Raw genomic sequence first — 23090 nt, 5'->3', positions numbered from 1 at the left:
AGCATGATCCAGTTTATATTTTGTTTATTTGGCCTTCATGGTGCGACTGAAATCAATTACACCTGTGATCATGAAGAGGTGAAAGAGTGTCGTGATTGCTTGAAAGATATTGAATAATGCTCCAATTTACCGGATGTGTTAATGAAGCTCAATCCCCGTTCAATCATCAGTTGGCGGGGGTTTTGTTTGTGGGTGAAATTTTTACAATAAAAATCCAAGATAACGATTGAACTCAACTGGATTTAAATGATACGGGGCACAATCTATACTTTATGAGAGTATGATTTAAATAGGATTACATGCCGATAAATGATTAAAATTGAGAACTAAAATAGCCGGATAAGAATATATTGCAAAATGCGATAATTTATATATACTAGAAATATAGCAAAATGCGATAAAATATATGCATGTGATCACCCACGCTCGAATTCTTGAAGCAACGCAAAAGTGGCCACAGGCTGGAACGGCATTAGATGGTTGGTATCGACTGATGAAGGCCAATCATCCTAAGGATTTTGCTGAAATGAAGAGACTCTTTCCCGCAGTAGATAAGGTTGGAAAGTTTCATATATTCGATATCGGTGGAAACAAGCTTCGGCTGATTGCTGTGGTGATGTATCAGGCAAAACGCGTTTATATTCGCCATGTCTTGTCTCACCATGAATATGATAAAGGTCATTGGAAGGAAGGTTAGAATGAATGCAATGATTAAACAGGCCGTTGATCACTGGCGTTATGTTGCACCATTGCTCAGCAAGCCGGAAAATGAAGATGACTTTCATACACTAACTGAAGCCCTGGATGAGCTTTTGGACATTGTCGGCGATGATGAATCACATCCTTTAATGGGGCTTATTCATCAACTGGGTGATCTGGTTTCAGCGTATGAGCATGAACATCTACCCATGCCAGAAGGTGATGGACGAACGGCCTTGGCTTTGTTGATGGAGCAACACGGGCTTAGTCAAGCAGACTTGTCTGATGTCGCGACACAATCAGTAATTTCAGAAATATTGAATGGCAAACGTCAGCTGAATATCCGTCATATCAAGGCCTTGTCTGAGCGCTTTGATGTATCGGCAGATACTTTCTTTTAATCGATGCCCGCCTAAGCTGATATTTCCATGCTGTGCTGTCTAATCAGGTAGCGCTGCTCATTTGATTATTTAAATTTCAAGTGTCGTGAAAGGTGAGAGCGCCTCCAGAAAAGTTTGCTTTTCTAAAAAGTGAATGTGAAACATAAATAATATTGATGTTTAGGATCAGATGTCATATTTATTTCTTAATGGATCGATAAAGGAGATACACATGACCAATAAATCAGAGCAAGAATCAAATCCGCAAAAAGAATCTAATGATGATAAAGGCAATCAGGATTCGTATAAGGGCGTGAAGCCAGAGAAAAAACCCAATGCAGAACCGGAAAATCCATTGAGAGAACAAAAATAGCTCTTTCACATTTTAAAAGCCCTAACTTGCTTTAGGGCTTTTAGTTTTTCGACAACCGGTGATCTCTGGGTTTCGCTCTAAACTCATCTCTCATTTCAAAGAAAAACTCATGAGCTTGTTCATGATCGCAGCATAACCAATCATGGCGTGATTCTTCAGGAATCACAATAATCGAGCGCTTCTCGTCATCTGGATGGTGGAACTGTTTCATCAATAGGTGTTGATCGGAATTTATAGTCAGCATCGAAAATGATCTGATTTTTTCACCCTCAATGAGCACATCATCATAAATGGCTGCAACGGTAAAAGGATTGCCATCTTCACGTGAAATACCAAACCAGTGCGGTTTTCCATCGATATATTTAGGTTCATAGAAAGTATCCATGGGCACTAAAGCAAACTGGTTGTTTTTCCAGGCATGTCGAAAACTTGGCTTGGACGCTATTGTTTCAGTTCGGGCATTATAAGTATGTCGACCATATTTTAATTCTTTCGCCCAAAAGGGAATCAGTCCGAAACGTGCAATATCTAACTCAAACCCCTCAGCACCTCGCATCATGATAGGAGCAGGTGCTAAGGGGTAAACATGTGATTTCATGTTCAATTCAAGTTGTTCTGCATGAAGATCTAATAAAGAGAGCTGACTTTTTGAGGGGAATTCATAGTTTGAACACATGACCGACCTCTTTGCTTAGCATTCTGATCTGCGATAACAATTAAACTATAAGAATGATGACCTCAAAACAATTCGAAATCGTAAATGGAGTTGGGTCTGGAAACGGAATTTTTATGGTGAATATGAATGTAATTTTTCGCCAATGGATGAAAAATAATCTTCGATAAAATGAGCGCCCAGATTCCATTGCTATAGTTTTATTTCCAGTTTTGCCTCCTTTGCCTGAAGGAGCTATCTTTTGCGGAGAAAGGTCATGCTGCATTTTATCTTTTGTTTATTCGGTCTTCATGGTGTCACGGAAATCGAATGCCAAGCGGATGGTAAAGAAGCGAAAGTATGTCGTGACTGCTTGAAAGAGGAAAGGGTTACATAAACGGTAAGAAAAGCTTAAACATTCTTATCACTATTAATTCAGAATAGGCATTCACAATAAAACTCATAATTTTAGAGAATATAGAATGCCTAGAAATAATTATTTACCCGCTCTAGAACAAGTTTATGAGTTTTTAAAAGAACGTCCTGGCTTTAAAGAGAAAAGTGAGTTTGATAAGTCAGTAGAGTATTTTAGAACGCTGCACGAAGGAGAGCCTCAGGAATTTAGAGTCCAAGCATTCCATAACATTAGTGGTAAATTTGGAAATAAAGAAATACTGAGCATAACTTCTGCACCTAAATTTACGGATAGAAACAGCTTCCTTAATTGGGTTGATATGCACATCAACAATTAGGCTTTGACGTTAGCACAGCTTATCTAATGGTCAGCTTTATTGTTTTCTACCCATACATTAATTAACATGGAGTACAAAAAAAACTCTAAATTAAGTTGGAAAGCTACACATTTGAATGCTAATTTTGTATTCAAATCTGACAGTTAATGAGGTGAGCAATGAAGTTGTTGACTTTGTTTGGTGTAGGCGTAGCCGCAAGCTATTGTTATAAATCTATGAAAAATGGCAAGCTCGCTCTTTCCAGACCAAATTTTGATGAAAGTGTAAAACGATTTGTACTGCAAGAATTCGCAGCTTGTAAGAATTAGATCTATTGGATTAAAGAGCTCATCATAGGATGGGCTTTTTTATTTCTCAGGCTTTTATGGAAAATGTTTATCTTTTGAATGCAAAAAGCCTATCAGGGAGATAGGCTTCTTTTATTAATTCAACATAATATTATGAGTTTTTCTTATCCGCCTGATTTTTTTGATCATTTTGCTCTTTGGTTATAGGAGCTGGCTCTCCTTGATTCGGTTTTTGCTCTTGCTCATTTGGCTTAGGTTTGTTCTCAGTCGCATTATTAGAAAATTGATTGAAAGACGCTTTTTGAGCAGTATTTGTATTAACTAACATAAGTTTCTCAATTTTAATTGTCGAAGATTCGACCTGCCTAGAGTGGCATATTAAAAGCACTTACAATGAGATGATTTAGAGATGCGAGTGTAGCGATATGTAGGATTTCGAGATTTATATCTTATTTATATTTCGGCATATTTTTGAATTATGGTGCAGGTAGATGATTTGTCTACTAAAGTGCGAAGTCAGTGGAATTATCGGATATTGCTTCGATACCTAAACTCCACAATGAGTATTTTAGTTCTAAAAATAGGCCTCTTAAATAGAGGATTGAAGATTTTAAATCAGTGGCTTAGCTATTTGGAGAGAAGATTTAAAGCGTGTTTTTATTTCAAAAGTATTCAATATTCCCGTAACTTTGCTTTATTAAGTATCAAAGGTGAATTGAAATAACTCCTTCTTAAAAATATTCCCATTTTTATCCGAGGTTGCTCTATAAAAATAGATTCATGTTTTACGCATTGTAAATGCCTTTCAATATTGATTTTTTACTTTAGCCACATTTAGCCATAAACTTACGAAAATTTCGTTCCTTAGGGTGCACTCTACAAATTTTTTTAAAATATATTTTCTGTGGATTTGTAGACCTTTGAACAGCAAGTAAGGGCAATTCAATGCAATATGACGCAACTATTAGTATTTATAAGCCATTGAAGATGCAAGGGAATACAATTTAATGCAAGCACTTGCAATCAGTACCAGACTGGGAGGATTCTATTTTTTCTACTATGCGATTGTGGGCGCATTCATGCCGTTCTGGAGTCTGTATCTGGAAGATCAAGGCTTTAACTATCAGGAAATCGGTATTTTATCTTCTATTGCGATTCTCACTCGGTTTTTTGCGCCTTTTATTTGGGGCTGGATTGCAGATAAATCTGGTAAGCGCATGTTGCTGGTACGGATTGCCACCTGGATGGAAGCCTGTATCTGGTTGATGATGTTTATCATTCCTAACAGCTTTCAGTCAGTGGCTTTACTGATGCTGATTTTCAGCTTTTTTCAAAATGCGATTTTGGCACAATTTGAAGGCGTGACTCTATTCTGGCTCGGGGAAAAAAGAGCAGAACTTTATGGCAAAGTCCGGAAATGGGGTTCGGTTGGATTTATTATCGGTGTATTCGGCTTGGGCGCCATCTTTGAAATTATCAGCATTAGCATGCTTCCAGTTTTATTGCTGTGTATTTCATTTCTGGCTTTTCTCTGGTCTTTTAGCATTAAAGAACCTACGGCGGCGCCTACTGCACAGAAAAAGCTGGAAGCCCTCTGGCCGATTTTCAAGCGCCCGGTTGTATACAGTTTTTTTCTGATTGAACTGATCATGCTGTTTTCACATGCGCCGTTTTATAGTTTTTATAGTAATTATCTTAGTCAGGCGGGATTTAGTAGCAGTCAGATCGGATTGCTTTGGTCCATTGGGGTTATTGCCGAAATTATTATGTTTGCTTATGCTACCTTCTTTCTGACACGCTGGTCATGGCGTCATTTGGTGATACTTTGCCTGTTGATGACTGGCTTAAGATGGCTGATTGTAGGCGTATTTCCATCTGCATTTGTGGCACAATTTTTTGCCCAAACGATTCATGCCTTGAGTTTTGGTTTATTTCACATGATCGCCATGCGGGTTATTTTCCAGAATTTCTCTGCTGCACAGCAAGGCCGTGGACAGGCTTTATATAGCACCATGTGGGGCTTAGGCGTAGCAAGTGGCAGCATTCTGGCGGGCTATTATTGGGATAAAATTGGCGGAGAAACCATCTTTATGTTTGCCGCCGCATCGACTTTGTTTGGTTTGTTATTGATTTTTGGGTTGCCCAATACAGTTGAGCAATCAAAGATATCTTCATGATGCCTCTGATGCTTAAAATTTAGATCCGAATTTTGGCGTACTGATTAACCCAAGGCTGTGCCTGTTCCAGTTGAGCAGCTAATTGCAATAGCCGGTCTTCACGGGCAAAGGGTGCAATAAACTGCGAACCGAGCGGCAGGTTTTGTTCATTCCAGTACAAGGGCACCGACATGGCTGGAAGCCCGGTAATATTGGCAAGTTGAGTAAAAGGTACCCATTTCAGGTTTTCTTTGACAATCTGATCGACCAGTTTACCTTGTGCCAGCAGATGGGCCTTACCTATACCCAATAAAGCCTTTAAAATTGGCTTCTGCCATGCAGGTGTTTTGACTTCGCCATTTTTCGGTGCGACGGTTGCGGTTGCAGGCGTCAGATACAGATCATAATCATCAAAGAAATGATTCATCTGGGTCACGTACTGGCCCCAGTTATTCAGGTTCTGGATATAATCAAGTGCGCTGGTTTTAGCCCCAAAAGCCGCCAGCGCTAAAGAGTCCAGTTCAAAATCCTTCGCTTTAGACGGGTAGCCTTTCTGGATTTCATCCAGCATAAATGAAAACTGGCTAAACCAGGTGGTAATAAAATCCTTGGCCAGTTGCATGCCATCGATGGCCGGACGGTCTTCAACCACCTCATGTCCCAAAGATTCCAGCAGTTTGGCCGTCTGTTCGATGGCTTTCACAGCATCCGGAGAGACAGGCGTGCCAATGGTAGAATGGGGATTAAAGGCAATTTTCAGTTTTTTAGGTGGTTGCTGAATTACATCCAGATAATGATGCTGTGGACGCTGAATCTTAAATAGTGAGCTGTGATCTTCACCATGCGTGGCATCCAGCATTGCAGCACTGTCTCGCACTGTTTTGGTCAGGACATGCTGAATCGCTGCACCATGCATGGCCTCACTCATTTGCGGCCCCCAGGGGGTACGGCCACGACTTGGTTTTAGACCAAACAGCCCGCAATATGAAGCGGGGATACGTATCGAACCGCCGCCATCGCCTGCACCCGCAATTGGCACAATGCCGGCAGCTACAGCAGAAGCCGAGCCACCCGATGAGCCGCCGCTATTATGTTGTAAATTCCATGGATTTTTACAGCTACCCCAGGCATCTGGTTCGGTAATCCCTTTAATGCCAAATTCAGGCGTATTGGTACGGCCAAAAGTGACAATTCCAGCTTTTTCCCAACGATTGACAATCTCGGCATTGGTTTCGGCAATATAACCGATCCGTTTTAAGCCCTGACAGCCATAAGAGGTTGGATAACCTGCATATTCCTGAAACAGGTCTTTGACCAGAAAAGGCACACCGGCAAAAGGTCCGGATAAATTCTGCTGGGTCCGTTTTAATGCATGCTCATGCATGGGAATAATAATAGCATTCAGTTCGGGATTGGCAATTGAGCTACGCTCTAAGGCAGCGGATAAAAGTTCACTGGAATGTACCTGTTTATTGGCGACCAGTTCAGCCAGTCCTAAACCGTCATATTGTAGATATTCTTCTAATTTCATTGCCATTCCCTAGCGTTAATGCTGTTCAAGGTTGTAGATGATTTTAGTTTAAGATGCAAGTACCACCTGATTACGTCCACGATGTTTGGCCTGATATAAGGCTTGATCCGCAATATTGATCAGGTGTTGCAGGTCTTGTGATTGTGGTTCATTTTGATGGGTAATCCCTACACTCACGGTAATGTAGAGATCTGAACCATCTGATTGATGCATCGGGGTTTTTTCTACACGTTTACGTATGCGTTCTGCAATATCCTGAGCCTCAAAAGGCTCGGTGTTCCAGAGTAACAGCACAAATTCTTCCCCACCAATTCGTGCAAACAGATCTTCAGCACGTAAATTGCAGCGAATGATTTCCGCAAAATGTTGCAGCACTTTGTCACCGACATGATGGCCAAAATCATCGTTCAGACGTTTGAAATGATCAATATCCAGCATGATGACCGAAAATTCCATTCTGTTGGCATATTGCAGTAAATATTCACCTTTCTGAAAGAAAAAATGACGGTTCATGGTGCGGGTCAGACTGTCATGATTGGCCAGATAGAGAACCCGTTTAAACAGCTCATTGCGGTTTTGACTAATAATACAAAGAATAAGCGGCGATAAGGCCAGCATAAACAGCCCGATCCGGAGCGAAATATAAATCGTAGAATCTGCCAAGGTGTCATGCGTTGTGGCATAAAACCGCGTCAGGCTGTAATAGGTCAGGATAATCACAAAAGCGTTGATCATGGTCATGGTAAACAGGCGATAGGTCAATGCAGCCCAGATCAGTGCAGCCAGAGGGTAGAGCATTGCACCCGGGCCTGCAAAAATATTGGTAATGATGACACAGGCCACGACTGAAGATGCAGGTAAAAAATAGCTGAAGTAATTACGTTTTTGACGACGGTTTTTAAATAAGTACTGCATGTCTTTTATTCTTGGGAATGCCAAGATTAAAGGAAGAAACACAATATAATTCACCATTTCACCGGTCCACCACAGACCAAAATCAATCCATAAATTTTCTTTGGTCATGAATGAATTGGGTAGATTGGGCAAGGTGATAACTGCAAAAGCCGCACTGGCCAGGCAGCCTGCAAAAGCGAAGATGCCAAATAAATGAACGAAGGTATAACCGGTATTATAGTATTTGTAATTAATCTTGAAATATCGAATAAAAAATATCGAGACAATAGTACTGATCAGATTAGACAGGGTAAGAAACAGGCTTTGCAGCAGACTGTTGCCTGTGACCAGATCTGCAAACATAAAAGCACTGAATGCACCCAGCCAACCGCCCATATTATTTAAATGTGGAAAGCGTAAGAACAGGGCTAACAAGGCAGCATTGGCCGGCCACAATAAGGCCAGGTACTCAATCGGTCTGGTTGCGATCCCAATAAAACAACAGACTAAAACAGCGAAAACAATGACAAAATAAGCATAGGTTTCATGATTTAATTGTTGTTCTGTTATTCGAGCTAATTGCAAATTTAAAATCCTATTCAAATTTTTAAGTGTGAATGATCACTTTGTTCAGCAACTAAGTTTGACCCAAAATATAATTTTATTGTTTGATTAATCTGTTATTAATACGAACTATTAAGATTCTTATATACGAAATATATACAAAATAAACTGGAAAAGAAATCCATGTTTTTAAACAATATGATAAAAACTTTATGGACTCAGATTTAAACTGCTCCAGAGTGGGATACGATTCTGAAAAAATATGCTAACTTAGAATCAATTGTTAAAACGATGCCGGTAAATATGAAAAAAATATGTCTTAGCCTTATCTTACTCATGAGCTCACCTTGGCTAATGGCGACAGAAAATAAAAAACCAGCGGAAGTTTCTGCTAAAGCTGCTGAAATCCCAAATACATTTACCGTGAAAACCCGGCCTGAAATTGTGGGGTTGTGGGGGATGGAAATTCCGGATAATAAAAAATGTATCGAATATTATAATTTTAAAAGCAATAATAATGTCGTAATTAAAAGTGGTGAAGAGTGGACTTCAGGATTATATGATTATCAGCCTGCACAGGATCCGACCGTTCAGATTCCCGCACTGATTCTTCAGGTTAAATATGATAATAATGAAAAAGACTGCTCAGGCAATCAGGTTGATCAATCCGGTGAAATTTCCCAGTATTTTGTGAAATGGCAAAATCCGTACACGATTAATTTCTGTGCCAATGACAAGGCCGAGCAATGCTTTGCGGTACTCAGACGTGTATTACCATAAATGAGTCATCAACATAAAAAAACCGCTGAATTTCAGCGGTTTTTTTATAAGCTTAAAGCTTATTGAGCTTTGTCTTCAGCACCTTCTAGCTGTTTCAACAAATGTTTTTCCAGATAATGAATGTCCATCGCCTGTTTGCAGAAGTTTTTATCCTGAAGGATTAAATCTTTGTGCAAAGGAATGTTGGTTTTAACACCAGTCAAAATCATTTCTTCCAAGGCATTTCTCATGCGAGAAATAGACGTCTCACGGTCCTTGCCATGCGAAATCAGTTTGGCGATCATCGAGTCATAATACGGCGGAATGCTATAGCCTGGGTAGATGTGCGAGTCTAAGCGGATACCTGCGCCGCCTGGTGCATAGAAGCTCTCAATCTTGCCGGGTGAAGGCAAGAAGGTTGATGGATCTTCTGCGTTAATACGGCATTCAATCGCATGTCCTAAAACCTTGACATCTTCTTGCTGAATATCGAGACCTAAGCCACCAGCAATACGCAATTGCTGTTCGATAATATCAATACCGGTTACCATTTCAGTTACCGGATGTTCAACCTGAACACGCGTATTCATTTCAATGAAGAAGAATCCATCATCTTCAAACAGGAATTCGAATGTACCTGCACCACGATATTGCATCAGTTTACAGGCATTGACACAGGCTTCTAGAATATCGGCACGTGCTTGCTCTGGTAAGTTCGGTGCTGGCGCTTCTTCCAGTACTTTTTGATGGCGACGCTGTAGCGAGCAGTCACGATCATAGAGATGAATCGCATGGCCATTACCATCAGCCAGTACCTGTACTTCAACATGACGTGGCTTTTGCAGGAAACGTTCCATATAGACCGTATCATCACCAAACCACATTTCTGCATCACGCTGTGCAGCCTGAACAGATTCCAGCAGGGTGTCGACATTTTCGACGATACGCATACCACGACCACCACCACCAGAAGCAGCTTTGACAATCAGCGGGAAACCGATCTCTTTCGCTTCAGCGAGTGCATTGTGAATGGTTACGGCATGGTCGCAGCCCGGTACAGTTGGTACACCCGCTTTTTTCATGGCAATAATGGCAGAAACCTTGTTCCCCATTAAACGAATATGTTCTGGACGTGGACCGATAAAGATAAAACCAGAATTTTCTACGATTTCAGCAAATTCAGCATTTTCAGCGAGAAAACCATAACCAGGATGGATGGCATCTGCGCCAGTAATTTCAGCAGCTGTAATAATCGCAGGAATATTCAGGTAGCTGTCACTGCTCGCACCCGGACCGATACAAACCGCTTCATCACAGAAACGCAAATGCATCAGGTCTTTGTCTGCGTCAGAATAGACACCTACGGTTTTGATCCCTAAAGTTCTGCAAGCCCGGGTGATGCGTAAAGCAATTTCACCACGGTTTGCAATTAAAACTTTTTGCAACATTATAAATCCCCGGGGTGATTAAGCGCGGTAGCGGAAAAGTGGTTGGCCGAATTGAATCACTTCACCATTTTTCACTAGAATTTCTTCGATCACACCACTTTGAGTTGCTTCAATTGGGTTCATGATTTTCATTGCTTCGATAATACCTAAGGTATCACCAGCAGAAACGGTTTGACCCACTTTGACAAATGTCGCTTCGCCTGGGCTTGGTGCAGAGTAAAACACCCCAACCATTGGAGATGTTTCAACAGCACCGCGCGGAGACTTCGCCGCAGGTACTTCAGCTGCAGGTGCAGGCATTGCAGGAACAGCCGCTGCAACCACTGGATTACGACGAGTTAATGCAATCGATTGATCGCCTTCTTTAACTTCGATCGCCTGTAAGTCAGATTCAATCATCAAGTCGATGAGTTTCTTGATTTTACGGATATCCATGAGACAGTATTCCTAATTAAGATTTTGTAGAAGATTGTATTTTTTCAATGACATAGTCGAGCGCAGCAGCATAGCCTTTTGCACCCAGACCACAGATCACGCCGATGGCTTTATCGGACAAGTACGAATGATGTCGAAATGCCTCGCGTGCATGGACGTTTGACAAATGGACTTCAATAAAAGGAATGGCGACACCAAGCAGGGCATCGCGAACCGCAACAGAACTATGTGTCAATGCTGCCGGATTGATAATGATATATTGTACGCCGTCGAGTTGGGCTTGATGAATTCGGTCAACGATTGCGCCTTCCCAGTTGCTTTGGAAGGTATCGAGTTGTAATGTGGCCTGTTGAGCCTGAGCAGTCAGTTGCTGATTAATATCGCCAAGCGTAAGATGACCATAAACTTCTGGTTCGCGCTTTCCAAGCAAATTTAAATTCGGTCCATGAATAACCAAAATGGTCGAACTCATCCAGCATGCTCCAATTAAAAAGTATCGAGGTTTGTTTGCAAGATAGCTGCAAACTCTGCTTATTATTGCATGATTTTCTACATGACTATTTATAATTTCTTTGAATTGACGTAGAAAGCATATCCTAAACAGTGGCGCTATAATGAAAACTTTGCAGAGATTTGGCAATGTTAAAAAATTACAATTCGCAGGGTATTCAGATCGTTTTCATTGTAAACCCAATTGGCAAAAACAGTTAATATCCTTTATGTAACTGTATCTTCATGTTAAGGATCAGCTCTGCTGTTTGATCATATTTTAATCTTGCAAAAATTCATGTCTGGCCAAAACGATTAGGACATTCAATCGAGAGATCCTTGACTTGCGTGAGAGGATGACTAGCCTAACTTTGCCTTTAACCGTGCTTCCCTTAATGTCAAAATCTCATCTTGAAAAGATGGAGAAATACTTAAAAAGGCAAGATAAGACAATATGTTAATAAGCTTATTTTAATATTTTAGTCTGTGTTTTTATATGCATTTTATTACAAAATACCAGATAAAAATGAGTTACTTCAATTTAGAGATCAGTTTTATGTTCTGTTTCTAAATTTATAAAGCTGACTAAGAAACAGACATCGAATTTAAAGAGATTTATAGCGAAGGGTTTGGAAAAATTTAGATTGTCGCTATCTTGATGAAATGACGAATATGTTCATTTCAAAGCATTCTAAATCGCTAGGCACAGGCGCATCTGATATCTAGATAGTGGCAAAAACACATATCTTTGTTGGTATTTTGCACGCCACTTTCTTTGCAAAAAATCTCAGAAACAGCTTGTAGTCATGCATATGGAGCAGAGGTATGGGGCAAAAACATTAACTTCTTGAGCGAATATTTATATACTAAGGTGATCAGACTTGAGCCAGAAGTATTATGACACCTGCATGTAAACTCTTAAAAACTCAAAAAATTGAATATAGTATTCATGAATATGAACATGATGCCAATGCGAAAAGCTTTGGTTTAGAGGCTGCAGAAAAATTAGGATTACAAGTCGAAGAAGTCTTTAAAACGCTATTGGTAACGGATGAAAAACAGTATTTCGTTGCCGTGTTACCAGTCAATCATCAGCTTAATCTAAAAAAAGTAGCGGCAGCTTGTGGTTGCAAGAAACTACAAATGGCAGATCCGAAACATGCCGAACGTTTAACCGGTTATCTGGTCGGTGGAATCAGTCCAATCGGACAAAAGAAGCGTTTAAAAACAGTCATTGATGTATCGGCAGAAAAGCTCAATAAAATATATGTGAGTGGCGGTAAAAGAGGCTTGGATATCGGACTGAAACCGGCTGATCTTGCCAAAGTGCTGAATGCACAGTTTGTCGATGTGCTGGATGTATAAGGTCAAATTCCCCTGAAGATTTAAATGAATAGCGTTTGAAGTGATCTTTTTTTGGTCGGAAAAATCAGCAAATCATTTTATACCTTTGTATATTAGATCACGAATAAGCACAGCGGAAATGTGCGCAATAAAGAATTAAAAATAATAAAAATGATTATGCGGAGCATAAAGGATGAAAGTTCAAAATAAAAAATGGCCACAATTCTGTCTGACCTTATCTGCAATGGCGATGCTGTCTGCGTTTCCGAGTGTACAGGCCGCTTCTGCGCCTTCAGCTGCACCTGCCAATTCACAGCAGGTTTTTTTTGTCGGAAACAACTGGGATGGCACAGTGACTGTGATTCGTCCATCGGGTGATTTTGGCAAAATTGGCGTCATTAACATGATTCCTGACCGTAAAGAGCGTCTCAAAGAAATTCATCTCAATCCTATCAAGCTGATTGCCTATACCTATATTCAGGCCACAGCGGGTGAAGGTAATGATCAGTTGGTAGATGATATGTACTCGACGCCAGATGGTCAGTCCATCGTGGCATCGCGTCCAAGTTTCGCCGATGTGGTCTCTATTAATATCAAAACAGGCAAGATGAACTGGCGTACACCGGTTGAAGGTTTTCGCGCCGATCACATGGCGGTTTCGCCAGATGGTCAACGCGTGGCGGTGTCAGCATCTTCAGGCAATGTGGTACATGTCCTGGATATTCACACTGGCAAAGAGTTAGGGCGTTTTGCTACGGGTGATAAACCGCATGAAAATATCTACTTCGATGATGGTAACAAAATCCTGAACTCCGCGATTGGCAATGTTGAAACGTCAATGGATGCACAGTGGCAGGATTTCACCAAAGGAAAACGCTACATTAGCATCGCGGATGCCAATACCTATCAAGTGCTGAGAAAAATTGATTTCAGACCTGCACTCGATGCATTTGGTCGCAAGGATTTATCCAATTCAGTTCGCCCAATGGTATTTAGCAAGGATGAAACGAAACTTTATGCCCAGGTTTCATTTTTTAATGGTCTGATTGAGTACGATCTGAATCAGAACAAGATTAGCCGGATCGGACAGCTCCCTGGCAGTGATAGTATCCCGAAAGACCGGACAAAATGGGTCAATGATTCGCGTCATCATGGTTTGTCAATCAGTGCTGATGGTGAAAAGCTCTGTGTTGCAGGAACCATGGATGACTATGCCACAATTGTAAATCGCAAGACGCTGACTGCGGGCAAATTGATTCCTGCCGGCAAACCCTATTGGGCAACGCGTAGTCCAGATGGTAAAAGCTGTGTGATTTCCGAAAGTGAAACCGATGTGGTGACCGTGATTGATTTTGCCACAGGGGATAAAGTGCTCAGTGTACCAGTTGGGAATCATCCACAACGTGTCCGGATCGGCTATGCACCAGTAGACTGGTCAACGCCGTAGTCGAGCAACGATACAGGCAGCGTTTTGATAAGAGCTGTCTTTATTGGGTTGAGGAGATCAAGATGAAAGATAAGACCGTTCTTTTATATCTCATCATCGGATTACTCTTGTTCGGCATTTTGGTGGCTATTGCTTACCAGATACGACAAGACATCTATCGGACTGATTTTTCCAATCAAGCCCAAGCCCATCGTGATCAGGTTGCCCGACTTGAAAAATCACCCAGCTATATGTCTCTGAGTTTTAAGAGCAATAGCCAAAATACACAGGCTGAACCAAATAATGTAGCTACAAAGCAAAGCCTATTGTTAAAGCAGCAACAGTTATATCTAGACTTTGCTCAAATCCTCAGTGCTTTAGGTCAGGGGCAACAACCAGATCCTAGACAGGTCAGTTTGCTGGTTAGTCTACAGCAGACGCTGGTAGAAGCTAAACTGGTGACTCGAGACGAGGCGAAAGCACAAATTGAGTTTCTGCTGAAAGTTCTGCCAGAAATGGATCATGAATTGCATCGGGCTTTGCGAACCTTAGAACAAATCCGAAGTTGACGAATTCAAGCCACGAAGATCTTTTATTATTTTAGATGTGAAAATTGCTTTCATAAAAAAGCCCAAATGAGAATTCAGGCGTTTAGATATAAGTATTGAATACAGCGTAAGTATTGAATACAGCGTACTTTTATAAACAATTCGCAGGCTTGGGTACGCCGGCCAAACGGCTTAAATGCCGCGCGACCAGACCCGTATTAAACTTTTCCTGAAGCATGGCATTGTTAATGTCAGCACTAACCGTTTTCATTAGGAATTTAATTAAGGGACGTGTGGCCGGTGAATGGCCAAACTGCTGATAGAACTGACGCACTGCTTGCAGAATTTCAAAATGCCACGGGGTTAAGTTCAGTTCCAGGTTATTGGCCAGGACTTGCGCGACTTCTTCACTCCAAATGGTGTAATCGATCAGATGACCATCTTGATCTAGTTCTAAATTCATATTTAACTCATTGATTATTTCATTGAAATACAGCGATTAAACCCGAGGCAAAGATCTGCAAAATCGGCAAAATTGACAAGCTTGACTTGATCCGGCAAAGGCTGTGTCAAAAGCTCTGCATCATTTTCCAGCATGTAAATTTGCGGCAAATTTTGTAGAAATGAATGCTCCAGCTGTAATACGGCTTCACCCATCAGTATGATCTGATCAACTGGGGTATAAATTTGAGCGAGTTGTTCCAGAATCTGCGCCGTTGCCGCATAGTTCGATTGGATCAGATAAAGTGTGTGATTTGACATTTTATATATCCTTTATTCCTTACCAATACAGCACATGATCAAAGCCTTGAATAAATGCTGGGCTTAGCTCAATAAATTCAATCTCTTGTTCGCTCTGAGCCACAAAGGGCGAGTTCTGGTTTTTCTGTTCAATCAGAATTGGAGTGAGGTCATAAAACTCAAAACTGTCGACCATATTCGAGGCCAGTTTAAAGGCATGTTGTAACTGATCAAATTGCAGTTCTGAGCGTAGAAGACTAAGGCCTGCACCTTGTAGCAGAACTTTCACTTCCGCACCAAATGTCGCCAAAACCATGGTCGCAGACAGGCTTTCATGCACTTGCAGGCTGGTCAGATTGGCTTGGGTTAATATAACAAGTACAGATTTCACACAAGATTCCTTGGAAAAGCAACACATTCTAAAAAATGGAACATCTAGAATTGAATCAGACGTTGTGAGGATTGAACAGCATCGGCAAGTTCACCTAAACCGACCAATTCAAAGGCATCCGCCAGATTATGCTGCTGAATATTGTGACGTTGAGCATTGTCCTGATCTGTAATCCCTCGCGCCAGTGCTGCACTTACACAGACCGGTAGGCGAATATTGAGTGCTTGCCAGGCATGTGTAAGATGACGTTGATCGTCGGGCACCCATTGCAGTGCATTTGCGACCGACACGCCGTCCTGATAAAAGAATACGCGGAATTCTTGGTTTTTGTTGTGTAATGCCTGCGCCAAACCAAGGGCATGCCAGGCATAAATAGAAGTTGGTGCGGAGGTAACAAGAATTAAGGTGCTCATCGAAATTCACTACAGGCTTGATCAATAGCAACAGCTTGATCTGGGCTTCATCAGAAAGTAGGTAGTATACAATGATTTTAGTGACGGGTGGATTAGGCTTTTTAGGCTCACATATTGCTTTAAGTCTGTTAGCACAAGGATTAGAGGTCATTGTGGTCGATAATTTGGCCAATGCTAACTTACAGACGCTGGAGCGACTTGAATATATCTCCGGGATGTATGTGCCTTTTATCAAAATTGATATTCGCAATACGCCTGCATTAAATAAAGTATTTGAACAGCATTCGATTCAGGCTGTAGTACATGCTGCCAGTTTTAAGTCGCTAGAAGAATCAGTATTAAAACCCCTTGAATATTATAATGATAATGTCAGCTGTATTATGAGCTTAATGCGCGCCATGCAACGTACCGGCGTACGGCATCTGGTGCATTTATCCAGTCTGGCAGTCTATGGACAATCCGGTACGGATCTCAATGAAGATCTACCTTTTAACTATACTTATCCCAATCCCTATATTAAATCGCAACAGATGGTTGAGGAAATTATTCGGGATACTGTCAAAACAGATAACGAGTGGCGCATTGCTATCTTAAGACTATCTAATATTAGCGGCGCCTTCGAGCATGGTGTCCTAGGCGAGGCGGTGCCACCTTTACCGAAAAATATTGTGCCTTTGGCAATGCAGGTCGCTGCGCAGCAGCGTGAATATCTGGAATTACGCCGTCAGGCTTATACTGCGGATGGCACAGTAGAGCGGAGTTTTCTGCATGTGGCAGACAGTTGTGATGCGGTGATTAAATCCTTGCAGTGGCTATGGCAACAACAGGAATTAAAATGTGAAGCCTTCAATATTGCTGGAACGCTCATTTCGATACAGGATTTGTTGGATCAACTGGCAGAAGTGACCCAGTCTGTAATTAGAACAGTCGATGCCTTGCCTTATCCTCATGCAGAGCTTGACCAGCTAGGCGCGAATATTGAAAAGGCACAGCAGATTTTGCATTGGCAACCGCAGCGTTCACTGAAAAAGATGCTTGAGGATGAATGGCTATTTTATCAAAATATACTGAGAGGACAGTAAATGAGATAAGTAAAAAATATTTGATAATAATTATCATTTATATATTTAATATAATCGATTACTTTTAATTAATCTAGCAAAGTATCGTGATAGATGCTTTTAAAATCAGCGATATGTAAAAAATTGAGGTTGAACATGCAAACACGTATTGAACATGACACCATGGGCGAAGTGGCCGTACCGAGTGAGGCTTTATGGGGCGCTCAGACCCAGCGTAGCTTGCAAAACTTCAAGATCGGCAATGAACGCTTGCCACGGGCAATGATTGGTGCAATGGGACTGGTAAAAAAAGCTGCAGCCTTGACCAATGCTAAACTGGATCAGATTCCTCAAGAGCTGTCGGGCTATATTGTGGATGCAGCAGATGAGGTGATTAGCGGGCAGTGGGATAGCCAGTTTCCACTGGTGGTCTGGCAAACCGGTTCAGGCACGCAAAGTAATATGAACTGTAATGAGGTGATAGCCAATATTGCCAATCAAAAATTGGGCAATCATTTAGGTGCGCAAAAACCGGTTCATCCAAATGATCATGTCAACCGTGCCCAATCGACCAATGACTCTTTCCCGACTGCGATTCATGTCGCAGCGAGTTTGCAGATTAATCAACTTCTTATCCCAGCGCTTACCCGTCTACGTGATACCTTGCATGCAAAATCTTTAGCCTTTGCCGATATTGTCAAAATTGGCCGGACGCATTTACAGGATGCGACACCTTTAACCCTAGGTCAGGAATTTAGTGGTTATGTATCCCAACTTGATCATGGCTTGATTCGCTTACAGCAAGCTTTACTGGGTTTGTATGAATTGCCATTGGGCGGGACGGCTGTGGGTACAGGTCTAAATGCCCATCCTGATTATGCAGTTCAGGCCGCAGAGACACTGGAGAAGCTGACAGGTCTACCATTTGTCACTGCTCCAAATAAATTTGAAGCTTTGGCCGGCCGTGATGCTGCGGTATTTGCTTCAGGCGCATTAAAAACCCTTGCAGTCAGCCTAAATAAAATTGCCAACGATATTCGTTGGTTAGCCAGTGGGCCTCGTTGTGGATTTGGTGAACTGCGTATTCCTGAAAATGAGCCAGGTTCAAGCATTATGCCGGGTAAGGTCAATCCGACGCAAAGTGAAGCCATGACCATGGTGGTGGCGCAAGTGCTTGGAAATGACACCACGATTAATGTGGCAGGTGCATCGGGTAACTTTGAGCTGAATGTGTTTATGCCTGTGATTGCCTATAACTTACTGCAATCCATCCAGCTCTTGGGTGATGCCTGTAATAGTTTCAATGATCACTGCGCCGTAGGTATTGAGCCGAACCGTGACAAGATTGATCATTTCTTGCATGACTCATTAATGCTGGTCACTGCATTAAACCCGGTGATTGGTTACGAGAATGCAGCCAAGGTTGCCAAAACTGCCTATAAAGAAGCTAAAACCTTAAAGCAGGTGGCTGTCGAACTTGGTTTAGTCACAGCTGAACAGTTTGATGAGGTGGTGCGTCCTGAACAGATGGTCTCACCGAATACAAAATAAAGCGTTTAAGGCTTTTATTTTCAATCTTTCAGCCTGTTTTATCATGGAATCGTCAGCAGTGGTTTTTATCTCAGGCAGAGTTGCGTACAATAGAACTCGATGAGATTAACCACTGATGATTGTTTTATGCTTGATATTTATTTAACAGATGTTCAAAGAAAGGTGCAATTCAAGGATTATCCAGGTGAGCATCCTGTTAAATTTATTCTGAATTTTAAAAAGATTTTTCCAAGTGTCATGGAACTTCTTTTGCCGGTGCTTCCAGATGATGAAAATCTGGAAGAAATGTCTTGGGAATCGACCAGCGATGACTTTGAGACTTTCCAAATGTTGTTAACCGGTTGGGGCATTATTGAACTGCGTTTAAAGGCGATTAGCCAGTTTAAAGATAAAGCATTTGCGGATCGTTTGGTTAAACAAGCCCAGCAAAAACGTAAGGACTATCAAAAGCAGCAGGCAAAACTGAGCACAGTTGAACTGGACTATCTGTTTATGCAGGAAATGCATGCACTGATCGATGCAGAACTGGTTGAACTAGGTGAGAAATTCTATTTACCGACACTACGTGAGCTGTGGAAAAGTAAAGTATCAGCTCAAATTTTGAATGCAAAATTTTAATTTAAATTTATAGTTTTCATTGATAAAAATTAGTCCTCCATTCTTGGGGGATTAATTTTATCTGTAGCCTAAGCTTTCCTTCATGATCGGAGATGCTTGGAAATAGCCTAAGCTATATTATTAGATTCTCTTTAACAGGGATCTTCAAAAAATAAACCTTATAAAAATAATGATTCCTAGAATTTCGCCCGAGAACAAAGCAAGATAGCCCACTATTTATCCTAAAGTATTTTGATTGGGCAGTAATTTTAACCTTTGTTTAAAAAATAGGTGAAAAGAATTAGTTTTAGCTAAAAAATATATAAAAATATCAAGCAAATAGCCTGGTAATTCTGTCTATTATTTTTTAATGTATATAAGTTTTATTTTTAGATAAGCTAAAAGTTTAATTGATTAGCTATGCTTCACAAAAATAGCTAAAGGTTCCAATTTTCCCGAAGATATATCCCAGGATTTTTAAAAATGTCGAATCAGTTTTTAGATTTAATTACTAAACGCCGTACTATTTATGCCATTGGCAAGAATATTGAACAATCTCCTGAACGTTTAACTGATTTAATTCAAACTGCAATTAAACAAAGTCCATCTGCTTTTAATTCTCAGTCTTCACGCGCCGTCATTTTATTCAACACAGAACATGAAAAGTTTTGGGGCATCGTTGCAGATAAATTAAAAAGTTATGCAAAAGACGAAGCAAGTGCAGCAAAAACCACTGCTAAAATGGCCAGCTTCGCTGCTGGTGTAGGTACGGTACTGTTTTTTGAAGATCAAACAGTGGTACAAGCGTTGCAGGAGCAATTCCCGTCTTATGCGGATAACTTCCCCATCTGGGCAGAGCATTCTACTGCGATTGCGCAATTTGCCACATGGACAGCATTACATACTGAAGGCCTAGGTGCATCTTTACAGCATTATAATCCGATCGTAGATGAGCAGGTGCATGCTGAGTGGGACATTCCAGCCAACTGGAAGCTTCGCGCACAGCTGGTCTTTGGTTCAATCGAAGGCGAAACACATGCCAAAGATTATCTTGCGGACGAAGAGCGTTTTAAAATTTTCAAATAAGCCTGAAATTCATATCTGCGCTTAAATAATTTTAAGCGCAGATATTTTATAATATCTCGACGAAATCCTCATCAGCATTGCTAAAATTCAGTTAAAATAGCGTGCTAATGCAAATAAATGAGTAATATCGAATGTCGAAAAACACGCAAAATCTATCACCTTTACAAGAACTAATCGCAGAGCAAAAGTTACTTTGTGAAGAAGTAGGCTCAGCTTATGTTGAAGTCACGGGTGATGATGTTGTTGCTGTGGCCGTACATACCTTAAAGCAGGATCCGATAGTTGGTATTCGTAAAAAGCCTGAGACAGCGGAAAATATCAGCTGGTATATTTATGGCGGAGAACCTTCAAGTGAAGATGCTTTTGAAACGATGACCGTACGTGAATTACAGGACATCGCACCAGAAGTATTACCATATCTGGCTCTGGAAACAGGTTTTCGTTTCATGATTGATGCCGATGATTATGAAGATGTCTGGAAAGAAGAAATCTAAATGCTAAAAAAATCATCTTTCATTTGTGCAGGATTGTTATTCTTACTGAATAGCATGGTCTTTGCAGAACCACTTTCACAAAGTGCGTATGACCAGTTTATTTCAGAACAGACTAAAATCGTCAATGAAACCAAGCACATTTTAGATGAAGATGATCCAAAGGCCGATGCCAAAACCCAACGTCAGGCTTTTTGTAATCGACTGAAAGCCTATCAGGACATTCAAAAAGTTTCTGAAGAAAATAACAGTCTGGATATGGCGCCCATGATGGCTATGGTCGCCAAAAGTTTTCTTGATCGACAGGATCAGAGCCTGAGTAAATCAGGAATGACCACCACCTTATTCTGTAAAAATAGGGATGTTGAATAGGGCGAGTGGTACTTCTTCTCATCACGCATTAATGAAAATAAAGAGAATATTATTATTTTAATCTTGGCTGGATTTTGACCAAAAAATATCATCTTAAATAAGATGCATCTATCTGTAGGGTTTTTTGTAAAGTTAAACTAAAGTATAAACATGATTGTTACTCATTATCCCGGGGATATATCCGGGAAATAAGAAAATTGATAACTATAATTTAACAATTAAACTTTAATATTTTTCTAAGCTTTGTCGAGAGATCTTTTAATACTGCATAATATTGTTGCTTGATCATGTCACACATAAGCATTATAGAAATGACTTCATAACGAATAGCGTGAATTTTGTCTTCATACATAAATGAATGGTACTCCAAGCAGGGTAGTGAAGTTATATCTTATATTTATGCTACAAAACTAATCCTGTTGTATTTATAAAATAGCCTAAGTATTTTATATATTTTAGCGGCAAATATCCCTGTTAATTTATTACATGTTCTAAAACGAAAAAAGGAATGTATGTACAAATTTCTGTTATACAAAATAATGGGCTAACTTTAAAAAGTAGTGGGATGGTAATCTATTTGTTCTAGTATCATCCTTATTCTGAAATTAAAAATAAAATATGGGTGCGATTTCTCTTAATCCCAAGGCTATTTTAAAAATGTATTAGATCGTCTTTTATATTGATGGGGCATTTTTCTTTAATTCAAATTAATAATTAAGCTTTGAACACTTTTAATCTGATGATGAATTTAGCCTAAGCAAAATTGATCAATCTGCTATAAATAGCCTAAGCAAATTTTTTATTTTAAAAATTTGGCAATTGATTAATTTTCAATATGAACCCACTATTAACATTTAAATCAAGAAATCACGGAATTCTCAAATGGTCCTTAACTATCAATTACACCATCATGAAACTTCAACAGTATCTCCAATGATCTTTATTCATGGTTTATTTGGTAGTTTGAGTAATTTAGGAATATTAGCTCGACATTTTTCTGAACAGAGAACCGTGATCCAAATTGATGTGCGTAATCATGGTCTTTCTGGTCATAGCTCTGATATTAACTATCAGCTCATGGCAGAAGATGTATTGGAAACTTTATCCAGTTTAAATGTTCATAAGTTTGTCGTTGTTGGACATTCCATGGGTGGGAAAATTGCTATGAAACTGGCAGATTTAGCTCGTGAACAGACTGAAAAACTCGTCGTCCTTGATATTACACCGATCCAATATCATGAAAATCATCATGCTGAAATTTTTCAAGCCTTATTTGCAGTACAGCAAGAAAATGTTGCTTCACGACTGGAAGCAGCAAAAATTATGCGTAAATATATTCATGAAGAAATGGTGATTCAATTTTTATTAAAATCCTTTAATAAAGGGCAGTGGCTGTTTAATGTTCAGGCTTTATTTGATCATTATCCAGATATTATGGCTTGGGAAAAGGTCGAAAAAATTAATCGGCCAGCCTTATTTCTGCGTGGTGGTGATTCTTTTTATATCTCAAAACCAGAACATTTTGCAGCAATTAATGAACAGTTTTCTCAGGCAAAAATTGAAGTTATTGAAAATACCGGTCATTGGCTACATGGTGAAAAACCAGATGAAGTCATTAAATACATGCAAGCATTCCTTAATTAAGTAATA

The 23090-nt window shown here is 40.3% G+C and carries 27 protein-coding genes; 16 read left to right on the top strand and 11 right to left on the bottom strand.

Going from position 1 to position 23090, the window contains the following annotated elements:
* The first annotated feature begins 406 nt into the window (after nt 1-406).
* From FTU44_RS03070 to FTU44_RS03060, 3 genes are all read left to right on the top strand, one after another.
* Entirely contained in the window at nt 407-697 is a 291-nt protein-coding gene (locus FTU44_RS03070; RefSeq protein WP_180001698.1) for a type II toxin-antitoxin system HigB family toxin, read from the top strand.
* A gap of 1 nt (nt 698) precedes the next feature.
* Nucleotides 699-1100 carry a type II toxin-antitoxin system HigA family antitoxin gene (locus FTU44_RS03065; RefSeq protein ID WP_005096813.1) on the top strand — a complete coding sequence of 134 codons (402 nt, stop codon included), beginning with the start codon at nt 699-701 and terminating at the stop codon, nt 1098-1100.
* Nucleotides 1101-1311: 211 nt separating this feature from the next.
* Nucleotides 1312-1452 (top strand): hypothetical protein, encoded by a 141-nt coding sequence (locus FTU44_RS03060; RefSeq protein WP_005096816.1) that lies wholly within the window; start codon nt 1312-1314, stop codon nt 1450-1452.
* A 40-nt stretch (nt 1453-1492) separates the two neighbouring features.
* Here FTU44_RS03060 and FTU44_RS03055 read toward each other — a convergent pair whose 3' ends face one another.
* The gene (locus FTU44_RS03055; RefSeq protein ID WP_005096817.1) at nt 1493-2128 is read right to left on the bottom strand and encodes an SOS response-associated peptidase; all 636 of its coding nucleotides are present in this window, start codon (nt 2126-2128) and stop codon (nt 1493-1495) included.
* 458 nt (nt 2129-2586) lie between these two features.
* Here FTU44_RS03055 and FTU44_RS03050 point away from each other — a divergent pair, with 458 nt between their 5' ends.
* Nucleotides 2587-2856, top strand: a complete 270-nt coding sequence (locus FTU44_RS03050) for a hypothetical protein (RefSeq protein ID WP_100357158.1) — start codon at nt 2587-2589, stop codon at nt 2854-2856.
* A 438-nt stretch (nt 2857-3294) separates the two neighbouring features.
* Here FTU44_RS03050 and FTU44_RS03045 read toward each other — a convergent pair whose 3' ends face one another.
* A complete protein-coding gene (locus FTU44_RS03045; protein ID WP_005096822.1) occupies nt 3295-3471 on the bottom strand; it encodes a hypothetical protein in 177 nt (58 codons plus the stop codon).
* A gap of 679 nt (nt 3472-4150) precedes the next feature.
* Here FTU44_RS03045 and FTU44_RS03040 point away from each other — a divergent pair.
* Complete coding sequence (locus FTU44_RS03040) at nt 4151-5320, top strand: MFS transporter (RefSeq protein ID WP_074382824.1); 1170 nt, start codon at nt 4151-4153, stop codon at nt 5318-5320.
* 19 nt (nt 5321-5339) lie between these two features.
* On the opposite strand, the gene FTU44_RS03035 is transcribed toward FTU44_RS03040, so the two are convergent.
* Both FTU44_RS03035 and FTU44_RS03030 read right to left on the bottom strand, forming a co-directional pair.
* A complete protein-coding gene (locus FTU44_RS03035; RefSeq protein ID WP_005171060.1) occupies nt 5340-6830 on the bottom strand; it encodes an amidase in 1491 nt (496 codons plus the stop codon).
* Between the two features lie 48 nt (nt 6831-6878).
* On the bottom strand, nt 6879-8309 hold the full coding sequence (locus FTU44_RS03030) for a diguanylate cyclase (RefSeq protein ID WP_180049470.1): 1431 nt from the start codon (nt 8307-8309) through the stop codon (nt 6879-6881).
* Between the two features lie 315 nt (nt 8310-8624).
* Here FTU44_RS03030 and FTU44_RS03025 point away from each other — a divergent pair, with 315 nt between their 5' ends.
* Entirely contained in the window at nt 8625-9068 is a 444-nt protein-coding gene (locus FTU44_RS03025; protein ID WP_005096827.1) for a hypothetical protein, read from the top strand.
* A gap of 59 nt (nt 9069-9127) precedes the next feature.
* Here FTU44_RS03025 and accC read toward each other — a convergent pair whose 3' ends face one another.
* The 3 genes from accC to aroQ are packed head-to-tail and all read right to left on the bottom strand — an operon-like array spanning nt 9128 to nt 11402.
* Entirely contained in the window at nt 9128-10495 is a 1368-nt protein-coding gene (gene accC, locus FTU44_RS03020) for an acetyl-CoA carboxylase biotin carboxylase subunit (RefSeq protein ID WP_100535033.1), read from the bottom strand.
* 18 nt (nt 10496-10513) lie between these two features.
* Nucleotides 10514-10930 carry an acetyl-CoA carboxylase biotin carboxyl carrier protein gene (gene accB / locus FTU44_RS03015; protein WP_005096830.1) on the bottom strand — a complete coding sequence of 139 codons (417 nt, stop codon included), beginning with the start codon at nt 10928-10930 and terminating at the stop codon, nt 10514-10516.
* A gap of 16 nt (nt 10931-10946) precedes the next feature.
* A complete protein-coding gene (gene aroQ, locus FTU44_RS03010) occupies nt 10947-11402 on the bottom strand; it encodes a type II 3-dehydroquinate dehydratase (protein ID WP_005096831.1) in 456 nt (151 codons plus the stop codon).
* Nucleotides 11403-12316: 914 nt separating this feature from the next.
* Here aroQ and ybaK point away from each other — a divergent pair.
* From ybaK to FTU44_RS02995, 3 genes are all read left to right on the top strand, one after another.
* The gene (gene ybaK / locus FTU44_RS03005) at nt 12317-12784 is read left to right on the top strand and encodes a Cys-tRNA(Pro) deacylase (RefSeq protein WP_074382819.1); all 468 of its coding nucleotides are present in this window, start codon (nt 12317-12319) and stop codon (nt 12782-12784) included.
* Between the two features lie 172 nt (nt 12785-12956).
* Nucleotides 12957-14210, top strand: a complete 1254-nt coding sequence (locus FTU44_RS03000) for a YncE family protein (protein WP_180049468.1) — start codon at nt 12957-12959, stop codon at nt 14208-14210.
* Between the two features lie 62 nt (nt 14211-14272).
* On the top strand, nt 14273-14758 hold the full coding sequence (locus FTU44_RS02995; protein ID WP_100535036.1) for a hypothetical protein: 486 nt from the start codon (nt 14273-14275) through the stop codon (nt 14756-14758).
* Nucleotides 14759-14888: 130 nt separating this feature from the next.
* Here the strand turns inward: FTU44_RS02995 and FTU44_RS02990 are convergent, their stop codons facing one another.
* Genes FTU44_RS02990 through tusD form a run of 4 tightly spaced genes read right to left on the bottom strand, consistent with a single transcriptional unit; the run spans nt 14889 to nt 16282 of the window.
* Nucleotides 14889-15200, bottom strand: coding sequence for a TusE/DsrC/DsvC family sulfur relay protein (locus FTU44_RS02990; protein ID WP_005171043.1), 312 nt, complete (start codon nt 15198-15200; stop codon nt 14889-14891).
* Between the two features lie 14 nt (nt 15201-15214).
* Entirely contained in the window at nt 15215-15499 is a 285-nt protein-coding gene (locus tag FTU44_RS02985; protein ID WP_005171040.1) for a DsrH/TusB family sulfur metabolism protein, read from the bottom strand.
* 19 nt (nt 15500-15518) lie between these two features.
* A complete protein-coding gene (locus tag FTU44_RS02980) occupies nt 15519-15869 on the bottom strand; it encodes a hypothetical protein (RefSeq protein ID WP_005096837.1) in 351 nt (116 codons plus the stop codon).
* Nucleotides 15870-15913: 44 nt separating this feature from the next.
* Nucleotides 15914-16282, bottom strand: coding sequence for a sulfurtransferase complex subunit TusD (gene tusD, locus FTU44_RS02975; RefSeq protein WP_005096839.1), 369 nt, complete (start codon nt 16280-16282; stop codon nt 15914-15916).
* A 71-nt stretch (nt 16283-16353) separates the two neighbouring features.
* On the opposite strand from tusD, the gene FTU44_RS02970 reads away from it, so the two are divergent.
* The 7 genes from FTU44_RS02970 (at nt 16354) to FTU44_RS02940 (ending at nt 23084) form a co-directional block, all read left to right on the top strand.
* Complete coding sequence (locus FTU44_RS02970; RefSeq protein WP_159138133.1) at nt 16354-17364, top strand: NAD-dependent epimerase/dehydratase family protein; 1011 nt, start codon at nt 16354-16356, stop codon at nt 17362-17364.
* 135 nt (nt 17365-17499) lie between these two features.
* Entirely contained in the window at nt 17500-18894 is a 1395-nt protein-coding gene (gene fumC / locus FTU44_RS02965) for a class II fumarate hydratase (RefSeq protein ID WP_100357163.1), read from the top strand.
* A gap of 126 nt (nt 18895-19020) precedes the next feature.
* Nucleotides 19021-19512, top strand: a complete 492-nt coding sequence (locus tag FTU44_RS02960; RefSeq protein ID WP_100357164.1) for a hypothetical protein — start codon at nt 19021-19023, stop codon at nt 19510-19512.
* A gap of 462 nt (nt 19513-19974) precedes the next feature.
* Nucleotides 19975-20577: a nitroreductase family protein gene (locus tag FTU44_RS02955; protein WP_180000770.1), complete on the top strand. Its 603-nt coding sequence runs from the start codon at nt 19975-19977 to the stop codon at nt 20575-20577.
* Nucleotides 20578-20708: 131 nt separating this feature from the next.
* Nucleotides 20709-21071 (top strand): hypothetical protein, encoded by a 363-nt coding sequence (locus FTU44_RS02950; RefSeq protein ID WP_005171032.1) that lies wholly within the window; start codon nt 20709-20711, stop codon nt 21069-21071.
* The gene (locus FTU44_RS02945; RefSeq protein WP_005096846.1) at nt 21072-21440 is read left to right on the top strand and encodes a hypothetical protein; all 369 of its coding nucleotides are present in this window, start codon (nt 21072-21074) and stop codon (nt 21438-21440) included.
* An 882-nt stretch (nt 21441-22322) separates the two neighbouring features.
* Nucleotides 22323-23084, top strand: a complete 762-nt coding sequence (locus tag FTU44_RS02940) for an alpha/beta fold hydrolase (RefSeq protein WP_180049466.1) — start codon at nt 22323-22325, stop codon at nt 23082-23084.
* The last annotated feature ends 6 nt before the right edge of the window (nt 23085-23090 follow it).

This window comes from Acinetobacter sp. YH12105, from assembly GCF_013419095.1.
Lineage (GTDB): Bacteria > Pseudomonadota > Gammaproteobacteria > Pseudomonadales > Moraxellaceae > Acinetobacter > Acinetobacter pseudolwoffii.
Note: the sequence above shows the minus strand (reverse complement) of the source record. Positions and strands in the feature narration are given on the sequence as shown.

Bases quoted from the DNA above. Each gene is read 5' to 3' on its own strand.
- FTU44_RS03070 (WP_180001698.1), top strand. From the start codon at position 407: ATGCATGTGATCACCCACGCTCGAATTCTTGAAGCAACGCAAAAGTGG.
- FTU44_RS03065 (WP_005096813.1), top strand. From the start codon at position 699: ATGAATGCAATGATTAAACAGGCCGTTGATCACTGGCGTTATGTTGCA.
- FTU44_RS03060 (WP_005096816.1), top strand. From the start codon at position 1,312: ATGACCAATAAATCAGAGCAAGAATCAAATCCGCAAAAAGAATCTAAT.
- FTU44_RS03055 (WP_005096817.1), bottom strand. From the start codon at position 2,128: ATGTGTTCAAACTATGAATTCCCCTCAAAAAGTCAGCTCTCTTTATTA.
- FTU44_RS03050 (WP_100357158.1), top strand. From the start codon at position 2,587: ATGCCTAGAAATAATTATTTACCCGCTCTAGAACAAGTTTATGAGTTT.
- FTU44_RS03045 (WP_005096822.1), bottom strand. From the start codon at position 3,471: ATGTTAGTTAATACAAATACTGCTCAAAAAGCGTCTTTCAATCAATTT.
- FTU44_RS03040 (WP_074382824.1), top strand. From the start codon at position 4,151: ATGCAAGCACTTGCAATCAGTACCAGACTGGGAGGATTCTATTTTTTC.
- FTU44_RS03035 (WP_005171060.1), bottom strand. From the start codon at position 6,830: ATGAAATTAGAAGAATATCTACAATATGACGGTTTAGGACTGGCTGAA.
- FTU44_RS03025 (WP_005096827.1), top strand. From the start codon at position 8,625: ATGAGCTCACCTTGGCTAATGGCGACAGAAAATAAAAAACCAGCGGAA.
- accC (WP_100535033.1), bottom strand. From the start codon at position 10,495: ATGTTGCAAAAAGTTTTAATTGCAAACCGTGGTGAAATTGCTTTACGC.
- accB (WP_005096830.1), bottom strand. From the start codon at position 10,930: ATGGATATCCGTAAAATCAAGAAACTCATCGACTTGATGATTGAATCT.
- aroQ (WP_005096831.1), bottom strand. From the start codon at position 11,402: ATGAGTTCGACCATTTTGGTTATTCATGGACCGAATTTAAATTTGCTT.
- ybaK (WP_074382819.1), top strand. From the start codon at position 12,317: ATGACACCTGCATGTAAACTCTTAAAAACTCAAAAAATTGAATATAGT.
- FTU44_RS03000 (WP_180049468.1), top strand. From the start codon at position 12,957: ATGAAAGTTCAAAATAAAAAATGGCCACAATTCTGTCTGACCTTATCT.
- FTU44_RS02995 (WP_100535036.1), top strand. From the start codon at position 14,273: ATGAAAGATAAGACCGTTCTTTTATATCTCATCATCGGATTACTCTTG.
- FTU44_RS02990 (WP_005171043.1), bottom strand. From the start codon at position 15,200: ATGAATTTAGAACTAGATCAAGATGGTCATCTGATCGATTACACCATT.
- FTU44_RS02985 (WP_005171040.1), bottom strand. From the start codon at position 15,499: ATGTCAAATCACACACTTTATCTGATCCAATCGAACTATGCGGCAACG.
- tusD (WP_005096839.1), bottom strand. From the start codon at position 16,282: ATGAGCACCTTAATTCTTGTTACCTCCGCACCAACTTCTATTTATGCC.
- FTU44_RS02970 (WP_159138133.1), top strand. From the start codon at position 16,354: ATGATTTTAGTGACGGGTGGATTAGGCTTTTTAGGCTCACATATTGCT.
- fumC (WP_100357163.1), top strand. From the start codon at position 17,500: ATGCAAACACGTATTGAACATGACACCATGGGCGAAGTGGCCGTACCG.
- FTU44_RS02960 (WP_100357164.1), top strand. From the start codon at position 19,021: ATGCTTGATATTTATTTAACAGATGTTCAAAGAAAGGTGCAATTCAAG.
- FTU44_RS02955 (WP_180000770.1), top strand. From the start codon at position 19,975: ATGTCGAATCAGTTTTTAGATTTAATTACTAAACGCCGTACTATTTAT.
- FTU44_RS02950 (WP_005171032.1), top strand. From the start codon at position 20,709: ATGTCGAAAAACACGCAAAATCTATCACCTTTACAAGAACTAATCGCA.
- FTU44_RS02945 (WP_005096846.1), top strand. From the start codon at position 21,072: ATGCTAAAAAAATCATCTTTCATTTGTGCAGGATTGTTATTCTTACTG.
- FTU44_RS02940 (WP_180049466.1), top strand. From the start codon at position 22,323: ATGGTCCTTAACTATCAATTACACCATCATGAAACTTCAACAGTATCT.